Origin of the sequence: Mesoterricola silvestris, assembly GCF_030295405.1 — a bacterium.
In the GTDB taxonomy this organism is placed as follows: domain Bacteria; phylum Acidobacteriota; class Holophagae; order Holophagales; family Holophagaceae; genus Mesoterricola; species Mesoterricola silvestris.
On record NZ_AP027080.1, the window covers coordinates 2,207,139 to 2,228,885 of the forward strand.

Here is a 21,747-nt window from a genome sequence, read left to right on the forward strand (position 1 = left end):
AACCGGAGGACCCGGCCCGCAGCGCAGCGAGGACCGGAAGCCGACGGTACCGGTGGGTCGGCGCAAAGGATCGGAACCTCATGGGCCGGGCCCTTTTCCGGGGGCCTGGACGAACCGGGCGCGGCCACCGGCAGGGAAGGCTTGTCAGCGTCGAAATGTCCAACCTGCAGTCGCCATCGCCGGACAAACCGGCGATGACGGGATGGGGGGAGGGACGTTGGGGCCCTGCTACGCCCATTCGCTTCCCGCAAGGCTGGGCTCAGGCGGGTGGGGGATTACCTATTAAGATGATTCCTGGAACCCTTCTCCGGTGCTGTCGCGCGGGTCCCCCGGGGGGCCTTCGATATTCCAAGGATTGTCATGAAATTCGATGTTCCAACCCTGGTCTTCATCCTGAGTCTGGTGGGGGTCACGCAGGTGGTGGCCCTGTTCATCCAGTACCGGGTCAACGGCACCTACCGGGGCATCGGATGGTGGCTCCTGGGGTCCCTGGCCATGTCCCTGGGGTTCGTGACCCTTTCCCTCGCGGTGGTGGACGCGGTGGCCTGGGTGTCGGTGATCAGCATCCCCACGCTCATCCTGGGACGGGCCTGCCTGTTCGTGGGGACGAGCCGCTATCTGGGCGAAAGGCTCCCCAAGGCCTTTGTCTATGGCTCGGTCCTTTCCTTTGCGGCGGCCTATTATTTCTTCCTGTTCGTGCGCGAGGATATTGCCTGGCGGACCATCGTCGGGTCCGGCGGAATCGCGCTGTTTTCCCTTTTGAACGCCCGGATCCTTTTCCGCAGTTGCAAGGGGCGCTATGGGACCGTCTCCGCCTTCACGGGAGGGCTCTTCCTGTTCGCCGGGCTGCAATTGATCTTCGTGATCCTGTACACCCTCGTTTCGGGGCCCATGCGCTCGTACCTGGACTATGCGCTGCCCCAGGTGATGATCTTCATCGTCCCTTCCATCACGAGCATCCTCTGGACCTTCGGGTTCATCCTGATGGTCAACCAGCGCCTGGTCTCGGACAACCAGGCGGAGCAGGAGAACCTCCGGCTCATGTTCAACGCCCGGCCGGACGCGGCCCTCCTCATCCGGCTGGAGGATGGGGTGCTGGTGGACGTGAACCAGGGGTACCTGCAGATGACGGGCTTCACCCGGGAGGAGATCCTGGGGCGTTCGGCCCAGGAGGTGTGCGGCTGGACCCATCCCGAGGACCACCGGGCCTTCCTGGCCGCCATGAAGGACCGCGGCGAATGCGAGAACCTGGAGTTCGAATCCCGGCACCGGGACGGCACGGGGTTCATCGGCATGGTCTCGGCGCGGATCCTCAACCTCCATGACGCCCCGCACATCCTCAGCGTCACCCGCGACATCACGGAGCGGCGCAGGGCGGAGCGGGAGCGGGCGGAGCTGGACGCCACGAACCAGCGGCTGCAGAAGGCGGAAAGCCTGGGCCGCATGGCGGGGGCCATCGCCCACCACTTCAACAACCAGCTGCAGACGGTCCTCACCAACCTGGAGATCCTGGGGCATGCCGGAGGGGGAACGGACCACGCCCGCGTCCTGGCCCGGGTGAAACAGGCCACGGACCGGGCGGCAGAGATGAGCGGCCTGATGCTGGTGTACCTGGGGCAGACGACCCAGGAGAAGGCGCCCCTGGACCTTTCGGAGCTGTGCCGGGGTGCTCTCGCCGCCTTCCGGGACGGCCTTCCCGCCACCCTGGGCGTGACGGAGGATCTCCCCCGGCCGGGGCCGACGGTCCTGGCCAATGGACCCCAGCTCCGGCAGGCCCTGGCCAATCTCCTGCGCAACGCCCTGGAGGCCCTGGATGCGGGCCGGGGCACCCTCCAGGTCCGGATCCGCCAGGTCCCGGCCGGCGACCTTCCCGCCGGGCACCGGTTCCCCATCAACTGGCAACCCCAGGCCCGGGAGTACGCCTGCCTGGAGGTGTCGGACGACGGGACCGGAATCCAGGACGGGGATATCGAAAAGCTGTTCGATCCCTTCTACACCACCAAGTTCACGGGCCGGGGCCTCGGGCTGCCGGTGGTGCTGGGCATCGCCCAGGCCCACGGCGGCGCGGTGTCGCTCTCGACCCGGGCCGGGGCGGGCAGTTCCTTCCGCATCCTCCTTCCCCTGGAACATTAGTGGGGTAATGAATCGATCCCGGTTCCGCTGAGGGGAAGGGTCCTGGGCGCAGGGAGGTTATCCGCCTTCACGTTCAGGACCGCGGCATAGCTTTGGGCGGCCGGGGGGGTGAAGGCCAGGTCCACCGTCCAGGTCTCCCCGGGCGCCAGATCCCCGCCGGGCTTTCCGGGTTTCCCGGCCAGGGAGAAGGGGGTCGTCTCGGGGCCGGGACCGGTGATTTCCAGGCGGGGCGACCGGAGCGGCGCGGTTCCGGCATTGCAGAGCTCGAGGGTCTGGCGGACGGGAGTTCCCACCGGGTTGGACGGGAAGGCAAGGCGCTGGACGGCCTGCCCATTCTGGCGGAAGACCAGGTCGGGAAGGGGGTCGGAGGGCGTGGAGGGCTTCAGGACCAGGTCCGTGACCCGCTTGATCAGGTCGCGGAAGGTGGCTTCCCGGTACCCCACGAGGAAGGCGACGATGTAGTACATGTTGAAATCCAGCGCGGTGGTGGACTGGTCCGGATCCAGGAACTTGGGCTGCGTGCCCGAGGCGCTGATGATGAAGAGGTAGAGGAAGAACGAGACGGTTCCCAGCACCGCGCCGAAAAGGGGCCGGCCGATGTGCCAGTAGTTGAAACGGGAATCCCATTGGCCGTTCTTCAGGAACACGCCCTCCAGGCTGATCACCACCGCCCCCAGGGACCCGAACCACGGCACCGCCACGGGCAGTACGCCCCGGATCAGGAAGGGGCTGGGGTCCCGGTAGAGGTGGGCATAGGCCGCGGCGCCCAGCAGCAGCAGGACCAGGTAGCCCATGCCGAGCCAGAAGAAGAAGGAGGGCCCGAGCGTGAGGATCCGGGGCGGGGAGGTGGAACGGGCCGCCCGGCACAACAGCACCGCGAGTACCACGGCGAGCACGGCGATCACGATCACGTAGCGGACCATGGCAGGGCCTCCTTCGGGATTCGGGAACGGAGGGAACTATAGTCCATAACCCCCGAATAGCAATTGCTAGTTCGAAGGTACGCATAAAAATGGTTAAACATGTAATTCGGGCCGGCGCGACCCGTTCAGGGGCCGAAAACGCCCGTTCATGGAAATTTCGGGGGGTGGGAGGGGGTGGGGGAGTACCCTCCGGCGTTCGAAGGGGCCGGATTCCGGCCCGGCCGGATAGCGCCTCCAGGGTCAGGGTGGACGCGCATCCGGGAACCTGCGGGATAAGAAGGAGGCTTTCACCCTTTGGCCACACCTGACGCCGAGGCCGCCAAACGAAGAATTTGGCGCATTGTGTCGTCATTTTATTTTCAGGTCAAATATTAAAAGTCATAAAATATTGACAATTGGACTATCAACAATATATTTCAGATGCTCTAGAAAGCATGGAAAGATAACTAAAATCGTAATTGTTATTCCCTGGGATCCATGGCTGGAACGCCCGTGGATGGGGATAGGGAGGCGGCCGATGCTACGGTCCTTCAACCCGCCGTTCATGGAAAAATCCAACCCCAGGAAAGGTTCCCAGGGAGTGCCCGTGGCCTACCCGCCCCCTTTCCGGCGTTTGCGGGGCTATGCCTTCGATCCGAGCCTCTCGCTTCACCTGGAAACCGCCTCCATCAATCACGCGGTCTTCGAGATTCCGTGGGAGGTGGGCCTGGAGCCGGGGCCCACGGGGGAGTACGTGCGGGTCCTGGACGTGGACGCGGCCAGCCAGTGCTGGTACGAACCCGTGGACCTCAATGAACTGGAAATCGCCGCCCAGAACGGGCTCCCGCCCTCGGAGGGGAATCCCCAGTTCCATCAGCAGATGGTCTATGCGGCGGCGGTGAACACCATCTGCAACTTCGAGCAGGCGCTGGGGCGCCCGGTGTTCTGGGCGCCCCTGTACGACGACACGCGGCCGCCGGGCAAGAAGGAGGTCTTCATCCAGCACCTTCGCCTCTATCCCCACGCCATCCGGGCGGCCAACGCGTACTACAGTCCGGCCAAGCGGGCCATTCTCTTCGGGTACTTCCCGGGGCCGTCGGGGATGGTGTTCTCGTGCCTTTCCAGCGATATCATCGCCCACGAAACGACCCACGCCCTCCTGGACGGGCTGCACCGGCGGTACCTGGAGGACACCAACGAGGACGTCCTGGCCTTCCATGAAGGCTTCGCGGACCTGGTGGCCCTCTTCCAGCATTTCACCTTCCCGGAGGTGCTCCGCCACCAGATCCGCAAGACCCGGGGGGACCTGGCGCTGCCCTCCCTCCTGGGGGAGCTGGCCCGGGAGTTCGGCGAAGCCACGGGCGGGTACGGCGCCCTGAGGAGCGCCATCGGGACCTGGGACGAGAAGGGCGCCTGGAGGCCCATCGAGCCGGACCCGGAGCGGCTCCGGACGGTCCAGGAACCCCACGACCGGGGGGCCGTCCTCGTGGCGGCGGTGTTCGGCGCCTTCCTGGCGGTGAACAAGGCCCGGTGCGAGGATCTGCTGCGCCTGGCCACGGGCGGCACCGGCGTGCTCCCCGCCGGGGCCATCGGGGGGGACCTGGTGGATCGTCTCGCCGTGGAGACCAACAAGACCGCGGGGACCTTCCTGACGGTCTGCATCCGGGCCCTGGACTACACCCCCTGGACCGACCTGACCTTCGGGGACTACCTGCGGGCCCTGATCACGGCGGACCACGACATGGTCCCCGACGACCGCATCGGCCTGCGGGTGGCGCTCATCGAGTCCTTCCGGCGCTGGGGCATCGTCCCCGCGGGCCTCAAAGTGCTCTCGGAGGAGCAGCTGCGCTGGCCCTACGCGGCCCAGGACCTGGATCCGCGCGAACGGAAGGTGCTGACCAAGGCGGCCTCCGCCCTCCGTTCCAGGATCACGGAGACGCTCTTCCTCCAGGACCGGGAGGCGCTTTTCGAGAAGCTCCGGGAGGCCCGGCGGTTCACCCACGAGTACCTCCGTTCCGCCCTGGCCGCGGACGCCGACCCCGTCACCCGTTCCGCCTTCGAGCGCACCACGGGGCTGAGCCTGGACCCGGGGCTTCCGGGGATCTTCCTGAACGAACGCCAGGAAGTGGCCTTCGAGGTCCACGCGCTGTACCCCGCGCTCCGGGTGAGCCCCTCCGGGACCACGCTGAAGCAGCTGGTGGTCACCGTCGCCCAGCGGCGGAGGCTGCCCGTGGACCCGGAGGATCCGGACCGGGGCACCTTCGATTTCCGCGGCGGGGCCACCCTCATCTTCGACCTGGAAGGGAAGGAACCCCGGCTGCGCTACACCATCCCGCGCCCCATCGACAGCGGGGAGCGCCTCGCCGCGATCCGGGCCTACTTCAGGCGCAGGGGCCTGGAGGGCGTGGGGCTGCGGGCCACCTATTTCGGAGCGCCCCCGCCGGGCGGAATGGACCTCGAGGACGAATGCTTCGGCCTCCTTCACGGGGAGAGGTGACGCCATGACCGCTGCGCACGGATCGGGAACCAAGGGCGGCAAGGACGTGACGATCCGCATGTACCGGCACGGCCTGGGGGACTGCTTCCTGCTGGGCCTGCCCAGGGCCCAGGGGGGCGGGTTCCACGTGCTCATCGACTGCGGGCTGATCTCCGGCGTCGCGGGCGCCCGGGAGACGATGCGCGAGGTGGTGGGCTCCATCCGCGAAGCCTGCGGGGACCACCTGGACCTGGCCGTCATCACCCACGCCCACTGGGACCACGTCTCCGCCTTCTCCCGGGAGCAGGCCCAGGACCTCTTTGAGGACGGCATGGCCATCGACGAGGTGTGGTACGCCTGGACCGAGGATCCCACCGACAAGCTCGGCCAGAAGCTGCGCCGGGAGCGCGGGGCCAAGCTCGCCGCCCTGGCCAAGGCCTCCCCGGCCCTGGCGAAGCTGGGCGAGGCGGGCTCGGCCCGGATGCTGGAGCGGCGCGCCCGGGTGGACAATCTCCTGCAGTTCTACGGCCTGGAGGGAGCCGCGAGCCTGGGGGCGGCCTCCGCGGATGCCGGCAGGACCGCCGCGGCCTTCGAATACCTCGCCCGGCGCCACGGGGTGCGCACCCGCTACCTGGCTCCCGGGGACCCGCCCCGGGCCCTGCCCGGCGTGGAGGGGGTCCGGGTCTACGCGGTGGGCCCCCCCCGGAACGAGGCCCTGCTCAAGCGCAGCGACCCGACCCGGAAGGGCAGGGAGGTCTACGAATTCGTCTCGGATGAGGCCCAGGGGGAATGCCTTGGGGCGGCCTTCGACCGGGTCACCGGCCCCACGGCCGACGATTCCGACTGCCCCTTCGAGGCCTCCTTCTGCCGGGGCCCCGGCCGCCGCGCACCCTCGGCCCAGCTGGCCCGGCTCATCCAGGAGGTGTACGACGCCAAGGACATGGCCTGGCGCCGGGTGGACGACGACTGGACCGCGGCGGCCGAGACCCTGGCCCTGAACCTGGACAGCCACACCAACAACACCAGCCTCGTGCTGGCCTTCGAACTCACCGGGAGCGGCGGCGTGCTGCTCTTCGCGGCGGACGCCCAGGTGGGAAACTGGTTGTCCTGGCAGGACGTGACCTGGGAGGTCCCGGAGGCCGGCGGAACCCGCAGCCGGGTCACCGGCGCGGACCTGCTCCGGCGGACGGTGTTCTACAAGGTGGGTCACCACGGAAGCCACAACGCGACCCTGCGGGAGCTGGGCCTGGAACAGATGGCCAGCGAGGACCTGGTCGCCGCCGTCCCGGTCTCCGTCGCCCAGGCAAAAGCCAAGCGTTGGACCCAGATGCCCTTCAAGCCGCTGATGGAGCGCCTCGCCCAGAAGACCGGGGGCCGGGTGCTGGTCAGCGATGTGCAGGCGGCGGCGCCCACCCTCCGGACCCTCGGAGCGCTGAACAAGGCGCAGCGCGCCGGCTTCCTCAAGGCCTTGAAGGAGGAGCCCCTCTACTACGAACTTTCGATCCCTTTGGCGTAGGCTGGACCCCGCGCGGTCCGCGCCCGCCCCCTGCTGGAGACGACCCCATGGCGGATGCATTCCTCGACCCGGCGGGCACCCGGGACCTGATCGTGGGCACCTGGGCCGAGATCGTGCCCCTCTCCCCTTCCGAACGGGGGGACAAGGAACGGGAGATCGGCCGGCTCCTGGAGCGCGCCGCCGGGCAGTTCCCGCCGCCCTTCGGCTCGCCCAGCGAGGAGGTGGACCGGATGCTGGCGCTGACCGGTCGGCTCACCCAGTCCGGTCTCCTGGAACTGGGGTCGGCGAACCTGTGGCCGGATACGCCGGGCCTGCTGTTCCGGGGGATCCTGGAGGAGGGCGTCCTGCGGGCCCTGGGGGACCTGGATGGCCTGGATTCCCCCTCGTCCCGGGCGGCCGCCCTGGAGGGCCTGCTGCCGGTTCCCCGGACCCACCTGGCCATCGCCCAGTTCCGGGGGACGGGGAGCCTGGACCGGGACCAGGTGGAGAGCCAGGCCAGTGACATGCTCCGGTTCGCGGGCAAGGCCTGGGGGTGGTCCCGGGACAACGGCCCGGAGATCTTCCCCCTGCTCCTGGGCGTCACGGGGGCCCTGGTGGCCGCCCTGCTGCGCCAGCCCCACCGGACCCCCAGCACGGCCGGCGAAGTGCTGTGGGCCCTGGATACCGTCCATTACGCCGTGGACCGCTGCGCGGACGAGCATCGGCTGGCCACGGGGGGAATCGCGGGACTGGAGGCCAAGGTCCGGCGCGCCGCCCAGGCGACCCTGGCCGCCCTTTCGGCCCCGGACCACGCGCCCTACGACCGCAACGAAATCGCCACCCGGTTCGCGCGGAATTGGGCATAATCGGCCGTTCTCCCCGGCCCCGCCACGGTCCCCGGATGGGTAAAGACCGCCCGGGACCTTTGGTATGCAACATTCAACCCTTTCCCTTCGACGTTCAGCCATGCAAAGGGTTGTTTGGCCTTGGCTTTGCTTATTTATGGGCTCCAGGAATACCCCTTTTTCCCCAGGGAATCATGAAAATGCCAGTATCGCCGTGGATGGGCAGCAGCTTCACCTTTTTCGGACCCGGTCCGGGGGGAGGCCGATTCTGCCGTCCCGGCCGGGGTCCGCTGGCCGCGCCCAGGCACGGGGTGGCTGGATGAGGTCGGTGCGGATGCTGGTGGTGGTGGTCGAGGATGAGGGGCTGGGCGACGAGGGCCTCGTGCGGCCCCTGGAAAGGGCCGGTTGCGTGGTGGTGAACACCTTTTGCGGGGGGGCCGCGGCGGTGGAGTGGCTGAGCCGGCCCCGGGAGGTGGACGCGGTCTTCCTGGACGCCAACCTGGCGGACCTGGGGGGCCTGAAGGTGGCGAAGGCCCTGGGTTCCCGGTGGCCCCTGGTGGTCACCACCTCCAACCCCGCCCATGCCGCGGACGCCTTCGAATGGGATGCGGTGGACTACCTGCCCAAGCCGGTGACGGCCATGCGGCTTGAGCGCGCCCTCAGGCGCATCGAGAAGGAGGGGCCCAAGGTTCCCAGCTGGCTGCCGGCGTCGCCCGGGCGGCCCCGGTACCCCGTGCAGGCCGGGCAGGGCCTCCTGTTCGTGGACCTGGAAAAGACCACCTATTTCGAAGTGGAGAACGAAGTGGTGTGGGCCCATGCCGGAAGGCGCCTGCGCACCCAATGGAAGACCCTGGGCGACGTGGAACGGGCCTTCCCCGGCTGGGGGCTGCTGCGCATCCACCGGCACCTGCTGGTGCGCCTGGAGGCGGTGCTCGGCCTCAAATCCACCCAGGGCGGAAGGGTGCTGGTGCGCCTGGCTGGAGGGGAGGAACTGGAGGCCAGCCGCGGGGGGGCGCCCCGGTTGCGGGAGCACTTCCGGTTGCGGGGCCCGGGTGCCGCCCGGGCCGTCATCTGACCTCCGGCGCGGGCCTTCGGGGGGGTATACTGCCGCCATCGCACGCCCTGTCAGGCCCCCGCCGGTCCCGCCCCGACCCCGGTCCGTCGGGTTTTTTGGGGGCCTGGTCCGATCCCGGGGCCGGCCTGGCCGGGGCAGGGGGATCCTTGCTGGAACCGTGCGTTCATTCCCAAGGAGTTTCCATGACCTTCCGCCGCAGCCGCCTCATGCCCTTTCTGCTTCTGGGCCTCAGCCTCGCCGGGCAGCGGCCCGTGCAGTTCGGGGGGGCCCTTTCCCTGGACGTGCCCCTGGAGGGCCTGAAAACCGACCTCAACGACAAGGTGGGGCTGGGCACCAGCTTCCAGGTCACCTTCGGGGGCGGGGAGCGCCTTGCGGTGAGGCCCCGCCTGGATCTGGAGATCTTCCGCGTGGCCTCGTACCACCGGTTCCATTCGGATTACCGGGAGGCCCGCACCTTCTTCTCGGCGGGGCTCGGGGCGGACCTGCTCTACGCCTTCGGCGCCGATGCGCGCAAGGGGCTCTACGGGCTGGCGGGGGCCGGCGTGCTGCAGTGGTTCCAGTACTTCGAGAATTCCTACCGCTGGGATGCGTACGGCTCGGAAAGCCGCCGCTCCCACACCCGGGAGAACCGGGTCAGCCCCTGGGTGGCCCTGGGGCTGGGGTACCAGATCACCCGCAACGTGGGCGTGGAAACCCGGGCCGTGCTCTCCCAGTACGACGGCCCCACCGCCGGGGGGCTCGCCTCCTTCTCCTGGGAGACCCCCACGGAGGTGCGCAGGGCCCTCATCGCCCAGGTGGCGGTGACGGGGCGGTGGTGAGCTCCGTGCACTGGAATCCGGGGATCCGCCCCTTTCCGGGCGGGTTCCTGCGCTGGGTTTCCCGGGCGATCCTGCTGGGGGGCCTGCCCAGCGCCCTGGCCCAGGCGCTCCTGACGGGGCCTTCGCCCACCTACATGGCGATCAGCTTCGGGGTGGGCGCGGTCTGCGCGGTGGTGCTCTGGGGGAGCTACGAGCTGCTGAGCCCCTGGATCCAGGCCCACCCGCCGGACCTGGACCCGGGCTGGGCGGCCATCCTGTCGCTTTGTAAGTGGATGCTGGTCTACGCGGTCCTGGTGGCCATCCTGCTCGTGACGTCCTACCGCGTCCTGCATCTGCCCTTGTCGGCCTTCTTCGTGGTGGTGATGGGGCTCCTGCTCTCCAGCCTGGTGGTCAGCGTGCGCAGCACCACGGCCCAGGTGGCCCTGGCCCGGACCCTGGAACAGTCCCGCGCCCGGGCCAACCTGGTGGCGCTCAAATCCCAGCTCAGCCCCCACACCCTCTTCAACGCCCTCAACGCCGCGGCTTCCCTGGTGTCGAAATCCCCCCGGGATGCCGAACGCGCCATCGAGCATCTCTCCCTCCTGCTGCGGCGGATCCTCGAAGCCCTGGAGCGGGAGACCTGGACGCTGGGCGAGGAGGTGGACCTGATCCGCCACCTGCTGGAGCTGGAAAAGATCCGGTTCGGGGCCCGGCTGAGTTTCAGCCTCGGCCTGCCGGAAGCCTGCCGGGAGCAGCCCATTCCGCCCCTGCTGCTCCTGCCCCTGGTGGAGAACAGCCTCAAGCATGGTTTCCGCAGGAAGGTGGGCCCCTGCAGCCTCCACCTGGCCGTGGAGCCGACCCTGATCCGCCTGGTGGATGACGGCGTGGGGCGCCAGCCCGGGGCCCCGGAGGGCATCGGGCTGCGCACCGTGCGCCAGCGCCTGGAAGCCATCGGCGGCCGGCTACAATGGCCGGAGGTGGATTCCGGTTGCACCGTGGAGTTGAGCCTGTGCCCCTGAACTATGCCCTGATCGAGGATGAACCCCTGGCCCGTTCCCGCATGGGGGCCATGCTGGAGCAGCTCCGGCCGGGCAGCGTCTGCCTCGGGGAGGCCGAGGACGGCCTTTCGGGCCTGGACCTGCTGCGGCGGATCCGCCCCGACGTGCTCTTCCTGGACATCGAATTCCCGCCCGCGGGCGCCTTCGGGCTGCTGAGGGCCGCCCGGGCCGAGAACCTGCGGCTCCCGCCCATCGTCTTCGTCACGGCCTACGGCGACCACGCCATCGAGGCCTTCCGGTGGGAGGCCTGGGACTACCTCATGAAGCCCCTGGTGGCCGACCGGCTCGACGAAACCCTGAGGCGCGTGGAAGGGCGCCTCCTGGCCCAGCCCGACGTGGGTTCCCTCCTCCAGGCCCTGGAGGCCGCGCGCAGGCACGAGGCCCCGGAGCGGTTCATGGTCACCCGGAAGGGCCGCCTGCGGGTCCTGGCCTGGGGCGACGTCACCCACCTTTCCACGGAGAACCGCCTCCTGTTCGCCCACACCGCCGAGGGGCGCTTCCCCCTGGACCGCACCCTGGATGAACTGGAGGGCCTGCTCTCCCCCGCCTTCTTCCGCTGCCACCGCGGGGCCATGGTGGCCCTGGCCGCGGTGCGGGAAGTGAAGGTGGAGGACGGGGGGAGCGGGGAGCTCACCACCACCGGAGGCGATCGCCTGCCCGTGAGCCGCGAACGCATGCCGGCCCTGAGGCGGTGCCTGAACGGCTGAGCGGAATCAGACCCGGAACCCGTGCACCAGGTCCCGCAGCTTGGTGGACAGGGAGGCGAGGTCGTCGATGGTGCGCTTGGTCTCGGTGATGCTGGCGGCCAGCTGGTTGGCGGCGGAGGCGTTGCGTTCGGTGAGGCTGGCCGTCATGCTCACGGCCTTGTTCACGTCCTCGCTGGCCTTGGCCTGCTCCTCGATGGCCAGGGTGATGGCCACCACGCCGGAGGCGCGCTCCCGGGCATTGTCGCGGATGGCTTCCAGACTCTGCACCACCTTCTCCACGGAAGCGGCGCCCTCGCGCACCCACTGGCCGCTCTCATCGATGAGGGCGGCGATCTCCTTGGCGGCGGCCCCGCTGCGCTCGGCGAGCTTCCGGATCTCCTCGGCCACCACGGCGAAGCCCTTGCCCTGCTGCCCGGCCTTGGCGGCCTCGATGGCGGCATTGAGGGAGAGCAGGTTCGTCTGCCGGGCGATATCCGCGATGACGGTGGTGATGCGGCTGACGCTCTCGGAACTCTGGCGGATGCCGTCCATGGTCCGGGTGGTGTCGGCGGCCAGGACGATGGCGCCTTCGGTCACCTTGTGGGAATCCGCCGCCAGCGCCTGGGCCGTGGCCAGGCGGTCCGACACCGCCCGGATGGAGGCCGTGACCTCCTCCAGGGCCGAGGCCGAGGACAGCATGGCCTCCCGCTGCTGGTCCGAACTCCGGCTCAGGTCCAGGGTGGTGTCGTTGAGTTCCCCCGCGGCGGCGGAGAGCTCGGTGGTGCCCGAGGCCGACTGGGTGGAGACGTCCATGATGCCCTGGATCATGACCCGGAGATCCTTCTCCATGTGGCCCATGGCCCCCAGGAGGCTGTCGGCGCTTCCCGAATGCCGGATGTTGATGCGGAAATCCCCGGCGGCCATCTGGCGGACGATGTCGGTGGCGTAGGCGGGATCCCCTCCCAGCTGGCCGAGGATGCTCCGGGCGACCCAGGTGGCCATGGCGGTCATGCCCGCCAGGAGGAGCCCTCCGATGAGCAGCTGGCGCCAGGCCTGGGACCAGAAGGCCGACTGGATGTCATCGGTGAAGAACCCGATGCCGATGGCCCACTTCCAGGGCTTGAATTCGATGAGTCCATTAAGCTTGGGAAACAGCTCCTGGCCGCCGGGCTTCGCATTCCTGATTTCCATGAACGCGATCCGCTGGTTGGCCAGCAGGGCCCGGCCCACCTCACCGGAGGTCCGGCCGTCGGGCATCCTGAAGCCGGGGTCCACCTTGCCGATGCGGGCGGGGTTCACGTGGACCCGCATGATGTCCTTGTCGTCCCGCACGAAGTAGTAGGTGTCCTCGTGCCGCAGGGACACCAGGACCTCCTCCGCCTTGGCCTGGGCCTGGGCCTCGGTGAGTTCGCCCTTCTGGGCCAATTCGTGGAAGTGGGCGCAGACGTTCTCGGCGGTGTGGAGCAGGGTGGTGATCTGGGACCGGCGTTCCTGGTTCAGGCTGGAATTGAGGGAGGCGAGGCCGAGCAGGGCCAGGACGGCCAGGCTTGCGGAGGCGTAGCCCATGATCAGCCAGAGGCGGGTGGAGAGGGAGAGCTTCATTCCGTTCCTTGGGATCGGGCCCCGGGGCCGGTTCGACGGGCCATGGGGGCGGGTAAAGGTCCAGGTGGGCGGATCCGGGATCCGGGTGCCGCGTAGGCCGCTACTGGGCTCGGCCGGTCTGGTCCCAGGCACTGAGCAGCTGGCCCCTCCGGGTCTCGTTCCACCCCTTGGCGAACCCCAGGCAGGTGCCGGGTTGCGCCTTGATGATCTGGTCGTGCTGGGTGATGAGCCAGTGGATCTCCATTTCGCTGAGCAGGACGGGAACGTAGGGCCGGGTTGACCGTTTCATCGTGGACTCCGCATGGGGCCGGAACCCCCACGAACCCCTTGCCTGGTGGGGGAGGTGGAAATGCCGTTGCCGTTCATTGCACCCCGGGGTGGCCAGGCCGTTCCCGGATGCGCCGGCCAGGGCCGGAAAGGCGTTCGCGGGACTGCAGGGCCCATGGGGTCTTGGATCCGTATCCGATCTCTCCGCCACGCTTGCTCGCAGGACCAGGATGAAAAATTATTGCCGATGTGGGGCTGGAATACAAGCTATTGATTGAATTCTGGTCGCAAGATCCCTTGGGGATGAAGGGGAAAGCTGCACTCGGCGCGTCGGGGTAAGTGATAAGTATATTATTGTGAACAGGTGTGAGGGGGGCTGCCGGGGTTTTGGAAATGGTGATTAAAGTGATCGCATTGGATTCCCGGTGGTTGGTCCGGGAAATCCCGGAATCCGGGTCCTGGGGAGGCTTTCCTCCGCTTGTGCCGACGCCCGCGCGGAGCGGAAGGGAGGGGGGTCCTCCTGGGCTCGGAACGGAACCCATCCCCGTTCATCCCATCCATCGGCGTTCATCCGTGCGCCACGAAAGGCGCTTCATCTCCCAGGAGGTCCAAATAAAACAACCTGAGAGATAGCAGCTGTGCTGCATGAGAGATGGGGGTAGGCCCCCCGGGGTCGGGCTGCAGGGCCAGATCCCAAACCACCGGGCGCTGCGTGGGGGTGACACCCCAGGTGGTGAGCGGACCCGGAAAAGGCGGGGGAACCCCCGTCAGGTAGGGACAGGGAAGGCGAACAAAAGTGAACCGCTGATGAGGCGTCGAAAGAGATCAAAAGCCATCGAAACCAGGCTCCGGATGAAGTCCTGGGACCAAGCCCGGAAGGGACCTGCTTACGGTCCGGGCGGTGGCCGGCGTAGAAGCGGCGCGAGCCCTGTCCAGGCTCTTGTGTGGAACGTGGGAACCGAGCGTCCCGATGCCAAGGGAGAAGTCCGAGGGGTAGTCCCCCGTAGGGCGAGAGTACCGAAGCGGGGCGCCGGGGCGGACCGGTCCGTAGTAGCGACGATGCCCGGTAATGCGGGTGGAGCCAAGGGACCGGCCTGTCCGGCTTCAAATGCGGGTCAACCCTCCGGGGGAAGAGCACGTGTCTGAAGCGAAGCCTTACAGCATTTCCAGGGAACAGGTCGCCGAGGCATGGCGTCTGGTCCGGGCCAACCGGGGAGCAGGGGGCGTGGATGGAGAAACCCTGTCGATGTTTGACAAGGATCTGGAGGGCAACCTCTACAAGATCTGGAATCGGATGTCGTCGGGCAGCTACTTCCCGCCGCCGGTGAAGCGGGTGGAGATTCCCAAAAAGGACGGCCGGACGAGACCCTTGGGCATTCCGACCGTGGCGGACCGAGTGGCCCAGATGGTAGCCAAGCAGGTATTGGAGCCTTTGGTGGAACCCATGTTCCACGAGGACTCCTACGGCTATCGGCCGGGTCGTTCGGCACTGGATGCCGTAGCAAAGGCAAGGGAGCGCTGCTGGCGCCTGGACTGGGTCATCGATCTGGATATCAAAGGATTCTTTGATAACCTGCCGCATGACCTGATCCTCAAGGCGGTTCGGCACCATACCGAGTCGGATTCGGCCCTGAAGTGGATCCCCCTGTACGTGGAACGGTGGCTCAAGGCCCCGGCCCAACGGGAGGACGGAACCCTGCAGGAACGGACGGCGGGAACGCCGCAGGGCGGGGTGATCAGCCCATTGCTGGCCAACCTGTTCATGCACTATGCGTTCGATGCCTGGATGGGGCGGGTCTTTCCGAACGTCCCGTTCGAGCGGTATGCCGACGATGCGGTGATCCATTGCGTGAGCCTGGCCCAGGCCAAATACGTCCTGGAAGGGGTGCGCAGGCGATTGAAGGACAAGGGGCTGGAACTCCACCCGGAGAAAACGAAGATCGTCTACTGTAAGGACGATTCGCGCCCGGGGGACCATGACCACACGGCCTTCGACTTCCTGAGCTACACCTTTCGGGGGCGGTCGGTGAAGACCCGGGACGGAAAGCTCTTTGTGGGCTTCAATCCGGCCATGAGCGACAAGGCGAAGAAGGCCGCTCGGGAAGCCATCCGGGAGTGGAAACTGACGACGAAGATGAACACCAAGACCCTGAGCGAGCTTGCCTCGTTCATCAATCCCATCGTCAGGGGATGGGTCAACTACTATGGGCGGTTCCACCGCTCGGAGTGCCTGGAACTTCTCGACTACCTGAATCTGGTCCTGGCCCGCTGGGCCAAACGGAAATACAAGCGGTTCCACCGGGACTGGACGGCAGCCTTTCGTTGGTTGGGCGACATTGCCCACCAGCGGCAAGAAGGGCTGTTCTACCACTGGACCCTGGGAATACGACCTGGAGGCTGGGCAGGACGAGCCGGATGAGGTGAGAGTCTCACGTCCGGATCCGTGAGGGCGCGGGGGGGCAGTTCCCCCGCGCTACTCGACCTGTGGCGCAGGGCCGGCGATGGCTTGGGTCGGCGCATGCATTACCCGCAAGCGCCGACTCATCCAGGCCTTGGCCCTGCGCAACAGGGATGGACGCCGATGGAGGGGATGAAGGAGATGAGGACTTGCCATCCGGGGGCATGGACGAAATGGCCGCCCTGGGCTGAGGGCCGCCGCGCCTTGACCCCAGGCCCAGGCCGCCCGCTATCATGAAGGGATCCCCGCCCGGAAACCCGAAGAATTCTAGGTCGCCTCCATGAACCTGCGTGCCCTCCTCCTGCTTGGAACCACCCTCCCCGCCCTGGCGGCGCCGGCGCCGCTGCCGTCGGCGGCGCAGGTGCTCGCCAAGGCCAAGGAGGCCCTGGGCGGGGCGGCCTGGGACCGGGTGACCCACCTGGCCTCCCGGGGGACCCTGGCGACGGGAGGCATGAAGGGCACCCTGGAGGAACTGGAATGCGTCACGGACGGGCGCAATGCCAGCCGCTACGATCTGGGGGCCCTGAAGGGCGCCAACGGCTTCGACGGCACCACGGGGTGGACCGAGGACGGCACGGGGGACGTGCGCCTGGAACCGGTGGAGCATCCCGCCGTCCAGAACTACTGGACGATGCGGGCCCTGTGGTTCCCCGACCGCTGCAAGGCCGCCATCACCTATCTGGGCCTGCGGGAGGACCGCTTCCACGTGCTGTCGGTCAAGCCGGAAAACGCGGAGCGGGCCTTCGAGCTTTGGGTGGACGGCCGCACCTGGCTCCCGGAACGCCTCGTGAAGACCGGGGAGGGGGAATCCGAAACCACCTTCTTCCAGGACTACCGCGAGGTTTCCGGGGTCAAGCTGCCCTTCCGGGTGGTCACGCCCAAGGCGGATCCCACCCAGAACACCGTGGTGGAATACACCGCCATCACCGTGAACGGCCCGCTCCCCCCCAAGGCCTTCGCCCGCCCCGTCCTGGCCCTGGCCGACTTCGGCCTGGACCCGGGGGCGGCCAGCGCGACGGTGCCCCTGGAGTTCATTTCCGATCACCTCTTCGTCATGGCCACCCTCAACGGGAAGGGGCCCTTCCGCCTGTTCCTGGACACCGGGGGGGTGAACATCCTGACCCCCACCGCCGCCCGGGCCCTGGGCCTGGAGAACCAGGGCAGCCTGGAGGGGCATGGCGCCGGCGAAGCGGCCGAGTCCTTCGGCATCACCCGGGTGGACCGGGTGCAGATCGGCTCCGCCTGGATGAAGGACCAGCGCTTCCTGATCATTCCGAGCCTGGAGGGCATCGGGAAGATGATGGACCTGGACGTGGCCGGGGTCGTGGGCTACGAACTGCTCCGGCGTTTCATCGCCCGGGTGGACTACGGCGCGAACCGGCTCACCCTGTGGCGGCCCGAAGGCTGGCTCCACGCGGGCAAGGGCTTCGCCCTGCCGTTCACGTTCAACGGCCACCATCCCCGGGTGAAGGGCGAGCTGGACGGCATCCCCGGCCTCTTCGACATCGATACGGGGTCCGGGGCCACCCTGGACGTGTACGGCCCCTTCGCCGGGAAGCACGGCCTGAAGGCCAAGGCCTCCCGGTCCATCACCACGGTCACCGGGCAGGGGGCTGGGGGGGAGACCCGGGGCCACGTGATCCGCGCCCGGGAGCTCAAGCTGGGCGGCGCCTCCATGAAGGCGCCCATCGTGGTCCTCTCCACGGCGAAATCCGGCGCCTTCGCGGACGATTCGGCCGCCGGGAACGTGGGGCAGGGGTTCCTTTCGCGGTTCGACCTCACCTTCGACTACCGGAACCAGGTCATCCACCTGGAACCCAACGCCCACCAGGGCGAGCCCGACCGCTGGAGCCTGACGGGCATGCGCTGCGGGGCCCTGGACACCTCCCGGGTGGAGGAGGTGTTCCCGGACAGTCCGGCCGCCGAAGCCGGCCTCCAGGCCGGCGACAGGCTCCTGGCCATCAACGGCGAGCCCCTGGACCGCTGGAAGGCCCCCCGCCTGAGGGCGCTGTCCCAGAAATCCCGGCCGGGGACCCGGGTGGAACTGAAGGTCCAGCGGGGCGACCGGGTCTGGAGCACGGGCCTGGTGTTGCGCGAGATCCTCTGAGGCCTGCCCTCCGCGAGCGTATTTTGTTGATTTCGTCACACTTTTGCAACAATACCTCGGGATACTTGGGCTACATTGAAGTGAGGCCTGGAATGATGTCCCTGCGATTGATGGGTTGCCTATTTGGAATCACTGCCCTTGGCCTGAGCGCCGCCGAGGTGGCGGTCTACTGCGGAAGCTCCACCCTCCGGCGGGGGGCCCTGCAGTCCACCACCCTGGGCAGCATCCAGCAGCGCCCCCACCGGGAGGGGACGGCGATGACCGGACGCGCGACCTTCACGGATGCCGCGGGCAAGGCCTCGGAGGTGCCCTGCGAAGTGGAGGTCTATCCCGGCGGGGGGGACCAGGGGGACGCGGTCGTTTGGCGGGTGGAGGTCCCCCTCGGCACGGCCCTGAGGAGCCTGAAGGTGGGCCGCGGAAGCCAGGTGGTGGCGAGCCTGGCGACCCCCCGGGACCTGCCCGCGCCGGCCATGGATTTCTTCGACGCCGCCAACGGGCAGGATGTCTCCGTGGGTTGGGTCCTGACCCGGTCCGCGTCCGCCGGCGCCTCCTCCATCTGGCTCCGGTGGTCCTGGGACGACGGGGCGACCTGGGCGGAACCGGGCAAGTTGATCCAGGTGGAGGCGGGCACCGGGCAGCTGGACCTGGCGCGCATCCCCCAATCCCCGGCCGGGGGCACCCTGCTGGAATTCTGGGTACCCCAGGGCCTGGGGCTGTCCCGGTTCCGGCACCGGGTTCCCGGCGCCTTCCGGCCCCAGTGACCGGATGAAATTACCCAGTGCTTGGCCCAGGAAAGGCGCGCTCCTCGCGGGCGCGCTTCGAATGGCGTGGGCCCTTTCGCCCCTGGCGGTCCTGGGCGGCGCGGGGCCCCCAAGGGTTCCGGTGGCGAGGATCCCCTTCCAGAGCTACGGGAGCGCCCAGGGGCTCGAGAACCTGTCCCTGTGGTGTCTGGACCAGGACTCGGACGGATTCCTGTGGGTGGGCACCGAGGACGGCCTCTACCGCTATGACGGCCAGCGGTTCCAGGTGCTGCGGAGGTCGTCGGGGCTGCCGGACGATTGGGTCCGCGCCCTGTGCGCCTCCCGGGGCCGGCGCCTCTGGATCGGCACCGCCCGGGGCCTGGCCCTGAGGGATCCCGGGGGGATGCGGGCCCTGGGGCCGGACCAGGGGGTGCCCCAGGCGGAGGTCTTCGCCCTGGCCCCGGACCCCCAGGGCCTCCTGTGGGTCGCCACGGAACGGGGCCTCTTCAGGCAGCGCCCCGGCGCCCTGGCCTTCGAACCGGCCCCGGGCTGGGTCCCGGGCCAGCCGGCCCGCTGCATCGCCATGGCCGGCAAGGCCACGTACGTGGGCACGGGAACCCGGCTCCTGCGGTACGAGGCCGGGAACCGGGGACCGGTGGAGGTGGCGGGCCCCTGGAAGGAACGGCTGGACGCGGTCCTGCAGGACCGGGAAGGGCGGTTGTGGGTGCGTTCCCGGGCCGGCCTCTGGATGCGCCCGGTGGAGGGCGCTCCGTTCCAGGACCTCTCCCGGCGGGTGGGAACCGCGGCCTACGATGGTTCCCTGACGCTCACGGCCACCGGCGCCCTCCTGATCCCCACCGTGGACGACCTGGTGCGCGTGCGGGGCGAGGCCTGGGAGTACCTCGGGCAGGTGCAGGGCCTGCCCACGCCCTACGTGAACCGGGCGCTGGAGGACCGGGAAGGCTGCCTCTGGGTGGGCGGCCTGGGACTGCACCGGGCCCTGAGCCGCGAGACCTGGGGGCAGTACACCTACCAGAACGGCATCGCCGGCGGCGTGGTGTGGTCCATCACCCGCGACCGGGAGGGGCGGCTCTGGGCGGGCACCAGCAACGGACTGTGCGAGACCCGGAACGGCCAGTGGTCCCTGGTGCCCGGCACGGCCAAGCAGGCCTTCCTGGCCCTGGCGGTGGCCCCGGACGGGGCGCTCTGGATGGGCGGCGCGCCGGCGCGGCTCCGGCGCTGGGTGCCCGGCACCTCCCGCTGGCAGGAATGGGCCCGGCCCACCTCCACGATCATCAGCATGGCCTTCGACGAACAGGGCACCCTGTGGGTGGTGACCCGCCGGGAAGGCCTGTTCCGGGTGGTGAAAAGCGGCGGTTCCTTCGCGGTGGAGCCCTTCGTCCTGCCCGGCGCCGTGCAGGGGGAGCGGGTGATCGCCCTTTCCCAGGGCCAGGGGGGCCGCCTCTGGCTGGCCAGTTCCAATGGGATCCTGGTGCTGGAGCGGGGCGCCTGGCGCCGTCTGGGCAAGGCCCAGGGACTGCTGGACCCGGATGTGCGGGCGGTGTTCGAGCGCCCCGGCGGCGACATCTGGGTGAGCTACCACGAACGCCAGGGCCTCAGCCAGTTCCGGCGTGAAGGGGACCAGCTCCGCCTGGTCCAGCACCACGACGCCGCCAGCGGCATCACGGCCCGCAAGGCCTACTTCATGCGCGAGGACACCCTGGGCCGGCTCTGGGTGGGCACCTCCCAGGGATGCGTCCTGTTCGACGGGGCGCGCTTCCAGGAATTCGGCACCATGGACGGCCTGCCCGGGGACGAATGCAACGGCAGCGCCTTCCTGGCCGAACCCGGCGGCGATGTGTGGGTGGGCACCCTGGGGGGCCTCGCCCGGTTCCACCAGGGCCGGTACGCGGGCTCCCCCCCGCCGCCCGCCTCCTTCATCCTGTCGGCGTCCTTCGGGAGCACGGTGCTTTCCTTCCCCTTCACCGGCACCGTCGGGATCCCCAAGCGGGACGCCACGGTGGAATTCCAGTTCACGGGCCTCACCTACCTCAACGAGGCGCGTGTGCTCAACCAGATCCGCCTGGTGGGCATGGAGGATGCCTGGCGGACCACCAACATCCGGGAGGTGCGGTACCAGAACCTGGCCCCGGGGACCTACCGCTTCGAGGTGCGGGCCGGGCTGTCCGAAGGGAAATGGGGCCCCACCGCGGCCTTCCCCTTCCGGGTGCTGCCGGCCTGGTACCAGACCTGGTGGTTCCGGTGCCTGGCGGGGGCGGGCCTGGCGGGGCTGACCTATCTGGCGGTGCGCCTGCGGCTGAAGGCCTTGAACGACCGGAACCGCGAACTGGAGCGCGTGGTGGAGACCCGCACCCTGGCCCTGGCCCGGGCCAACGAATCCCTCCAGCAGCTCACGGTCACCGACCCCCTCACGGGCCTGAAGAACCGGCGCTTCCTGGACCTGACGCTGGAGGAGGACCTGGCCTCGGCGCGCCGGGACCACCGTTCCACGCCGGGCGAAGCCCCGCTGACGCTGAAGGGCAACGTGGACATGGTCTTCCTCATGGTGGACCTGGATCACTTCAAGGACGTGAACGACACCTACGGGCACGCGGCCGGGGACAAGGTGCTCCAGCAGGTGCGGGACCGCCTGCATGAAGTGGCCCGCACCTCCGATACGGTCGTTCGTTGGGGCGGCGAGGAGTTCCTGGTGGTGGCCCGGCGCATGGACCGCTCCCAGGGCGCCACGCTGGCCGCCCGGATCCTGGAATCCATGCGCTCCCGGCCCTTCGATCTGGGCTCCGGCCTGCACATCACCAAGACCTGCTCCGTGGGCTTCTGCCCCTATCCCCTGGTCCCCGTCCGGGCCGGGGACGTGCCCTGGACCAGCGTGGTGGACGTGGCGGACCGCTGTCTGTACGCCGCCAAGCAGAGCGGGCGGGACGCCTGGGTGGGCCTGGGGGGCCAGTGCGCGTCCGCCGAAGCCGTGGAGGACTTCCTGAAGGCGCCGGGGGACGCGGAAGGCCTCGGCCTGCGCGCGAGCGTCCAGGGAACGGAAGCCCTGCGCTGGACCTAGGTATGTCGGCAAACCCTAGGTCCTGAATCG

The 21,747-nt window shown here is 68.8% G+C and carries 15 protein-coding genes; 12 read left to right on the top strand and 3 right to left on the bottom strand.

The window, feature by feature from the left end:
• The first annotated feature begins 360 nt into the window (after positions 1 to 360).
• Entirely contained in the window at positions 361 to 2,133 is a 1,773-nt protein-coding gene (locus R2J76_RS09540) for a two-component system sensor histidine kinase NtrB (RefSeq protein WP_316415615.1), read from the top strand.
• Here R2J76_RS09540 and R2J76_RS09545 read toward each other — a convergent pair.
• The gene (locus R2J76_RS09545) at positions 2,130 to 3,056 is read right to left on the bottom strand and encodes a hypothetical protein (RefSeq protein WP_316415616.1); all 927 of its coding nucleotides are present in this window, start codon (positions 3,054 to 3,056) and stop codon (positions 2,130 to 2,132) included. The two genes, R2J76_RS09540 and R2J76_RS09545, sit on opposite strands and share 4 nt — an antisense overlap.
• Before the next feature lie 586 nt (positions 3,057 to 3,642).
• Here R2J76_RS09545 and R2J76_RS09550 point away from each other — a divergent pair.
• The 7 genes from R2J76_RS09550 to R2J76_RS09580 all read left to right on the top strand — a co-directional run bounded on the left by R2J76_RS09550 (position 3,643) and on the right by R2J76_RS09580 (position 11,488).
• The gene (locus R2J76_RS09550) at positions 3,643 to 5,532 is read left to right on the top strand and encodes a hypothetical protein (RefSeq protein WP_316415617.1); all 1,890 of its coding nucleotides are present in this window, start codon (positions 3,643 to 3,645) and stop codon (positions 5,530 to 5,532) included.
• Between the two features lie 4 nt (positions 5,533 to 5,536).
• Entirely contained in the window at positions 5,537 to 7,027 is a 1,491-nt protein-coding gene (locus R2J76_RS09555) for a ComEC/Rec2 family competence protein (RefSeq protein ID WP_316415618.1), read from the top strand.
• A 47-nt stretch (positions 7,028 to 7,074) separates the two neighbouring features.
• Entirely contained in the window at positions 7,075 to 7,872 is a 798-nt protein-coding gene (locus R2J76_RS09560; protein WP_316415619.1) for a hypothetical protein, read from the top strand.
• Positions 7,873 to 8,170: 298 nt separating this feature from the next.
• On the top strand, positions 8,171 to 8,926 hold the full coding sequence (locus R2J76_RS09565; RefSeq protein ID WP_316415620.1) for a LytR/AlgR family response regulator transcription factor: 756 nt from the start codon (positions 8,171 to 8,173) through the stop codon (positions 8,924 to 8,926).
• A gap of 182 nt (positions 8,927 to 9,108) precedes the next feature.
• Positions 9,109 to 9,744 carry a hypothetical protein gene (locus R2J76_RS09570; protein ID WP_316415621.1) on the top strand — a complete coding sequence of 212 codons (636 nt, stop codon included), beginning with the start codon at positions 9,109 to 9,111 and terminating at the stop codon, positions 9,742 to 9,744.
• A gap of 5 nt (positions 9,745 to 9,749) precedes the next feature.
• Positions 9,750 to 10,742, top strand: a complete 993-nt coding sequence (locus R2J76_RS09575; RefSeq protein ID WP_316415622.1) for a sensor histidine kinase — start codon at positions 9,750 to 9,752, stop codon at positions 10,740 to 10,742.
• Complete coding sequence (locus R2J76_RS09580) at positions 10,733 to 11,488, top strand: LytR/AlgR family response regulator transcription factor (RefSeq protein ID WP_316415623.1); 756 nt, start codon at positions 10,733 to 10,735, stop codon at positions 11,486 to 11,488. Before R2J76_RS09575 ends, R2J76_RS09580 begins: the two co-directional genes overlap by 10 nt.
• Before the next feature lie 6 nt (positions 11,489 to 11,494).
• On the opposite strand, the gene R2J76_RS09585 is transcribed toward R2J76_RS09580, so the two are convergent.
• Complete coding sequence (locus tag R2J76_RS09585; protein ID WP_316415624.1) at positions 11,495 to 13,069, bottom strand: methyl-accepting chemotaxis protein; 1,575 nt, start codon at positions 13,067 to 13,069, stop codon at positions 11,495 to 11,497.
• Between the two features lie 100 nt (positions 13,070 to 13,169).
• Entirely contained in the window at positions 13,170 to 13,358 is a 189-nt protein-coding gene (locus R2J76_RS09590; RefSeq protein WP_316415625.1) for a hypothetical protein, read from the bottom strand.
• 1,116 nt (positions 13,359 to 14,474) lie between these two features.
• On the opposite strand from R2J76_RS09590, the gene ltrA reads away from it, so the two are divergent.
• The 4 genes from ltrA to R2J76_RS09610 all read left to right on the top strand — a co-directional run bounded on the left by ltrA (position 14,475) and on the right by R2J76_RS09610 (position 21,717).
• Positions 14,475 to 15,755: a group II intron reverse transcriptase/maturase gene (ltrA, locus tag R2J76_RS09595; protein ID WP_316411877.1), complete on the top strand. Its 1,281-nt coding sequence runs from the start codon at positions 14,475 to 14,477 to the stop codon at positions 15,753 to 15,755.
• A 319-nt stretch (positions 15,756 to 16,074) separates the two neighbouring features.
• On the top strand, positions 16,075 to 17,901 hold the full coding sequence (locus R2J76_RS09600; protein WP_316415626.1) for an aspartyl protease family protein: 1,827 nt from the start codon (positions 16,075 to 16,077) through the stop codon (positions 17,899 to 17,901).
• 95 nt (positions 17,902 to 17,996) lie between these two features.
• On the top strand, positions 17,997 to 18,662 hold the full coding sequence (locus tag R2J76_RS09605; RefSeq protein ID WP_316415627.1) for a hypothetical protein: 666 nt from the start codon (positions 17,997 to 17,999) through the stop codon (positions 18,660 to 18,662).
• A gap of 61 nt (positions 18,663 to 18,723) precedes the next feature.
• Positions 18,724 to 21,717, top strand: a complete 2,994-nt coding sequence (locus R2J76_RS09610; RefSeq protein WP_316415628.1) for a ligand-binding sensor domain-containing diguanylate cyclase — start codon at positions 18,724 to 18,726, stop codon at positions 21,715 to 21,717.
• The last annotated feature ends 30 nt before the right edge of the window (positions 21,718 to 21,747 follow it).

Bases quoted from the DNA above. Each gene is read 5' to 3' on its own strand.
- R2J76_RS09540 (WP_316415615.1), top strand. From the start codon at position 361: ATGAAATTCGATGTTCCAACCCTGGTCTTCATCCTGAGTCTGGTGGGG.
- R2J76_RS09545 (WP_316415616.1), bottom strand. From the start codon at position 3,056: ATGGTCCGCTACGTGATCGTGATCGCCGTGCTCGCCGTGGTACTCGCG.
- R2J76_RS09555 (WP_316415618.1), top strand. From the start codon at position 5,537: ATGACCGCTGCGCACGGATCGGGAACCAAGGGCGGCAAGGACGTGACG.
- R2J76_RS09560 (WP_316415619.1), top strand. From the start codon at position 7,075: ATGGCGGATGCATTCCTCGACCCGGCGGGCACCCGGGACCTGATCGTG.
- R2J76_RS09565 (WP_316415620.1), top strand. From the start codon at position 8,171: ATGAGGTCGGTGCGGATGCTGGTGGTGGTGGTCGAGGATGAGGGGCTG.
- R2J76_RS09570 (WP_316415621.1), top strand. From the start codon at position 9,109: ATGACCTTCCGCCGCAGCCGCCTCATGCCCTTTCTGCTTCTGGGCCTC.
- R2J76_RS09585 (WP_316415624.1), bottom strand. From the start codon at position 13,069: ATGAAGCTCTCCCTCTCCACCCGCCTCTGGCTGATCATGGGCTACGCC.
- R2J76_RS09590 (WP_316415625.1), bottom strand. From the start codon at position 13,358: ATGAAACGGTCAACCCGGCCCTACGTTCCCGTCCTGCTCAGCGAAATG.
- R2J76_RS09600 (WP_316415626.1), top strand. From the start codon at position 16,075: ATGAACCTGCGTGCCCTCCTCCTGCTTGGAACCACCCTCCCCGCCCTG.
- R2J76_RS09605 (WP_316415627.1), top strand. From the start codon at position 17,997: ATGTCCCTGCGATTGATGGGTTGCCTATTTGGAATCACTGCCCTTGGC.
- R2J76_RS09610 (WP_316415628.1), top strand. From the start codon at position 18,724: ATGGCGTGGGCCCTTTCGCCCCTGGCGGTCCTGGGCGGCGCGGGGCCC.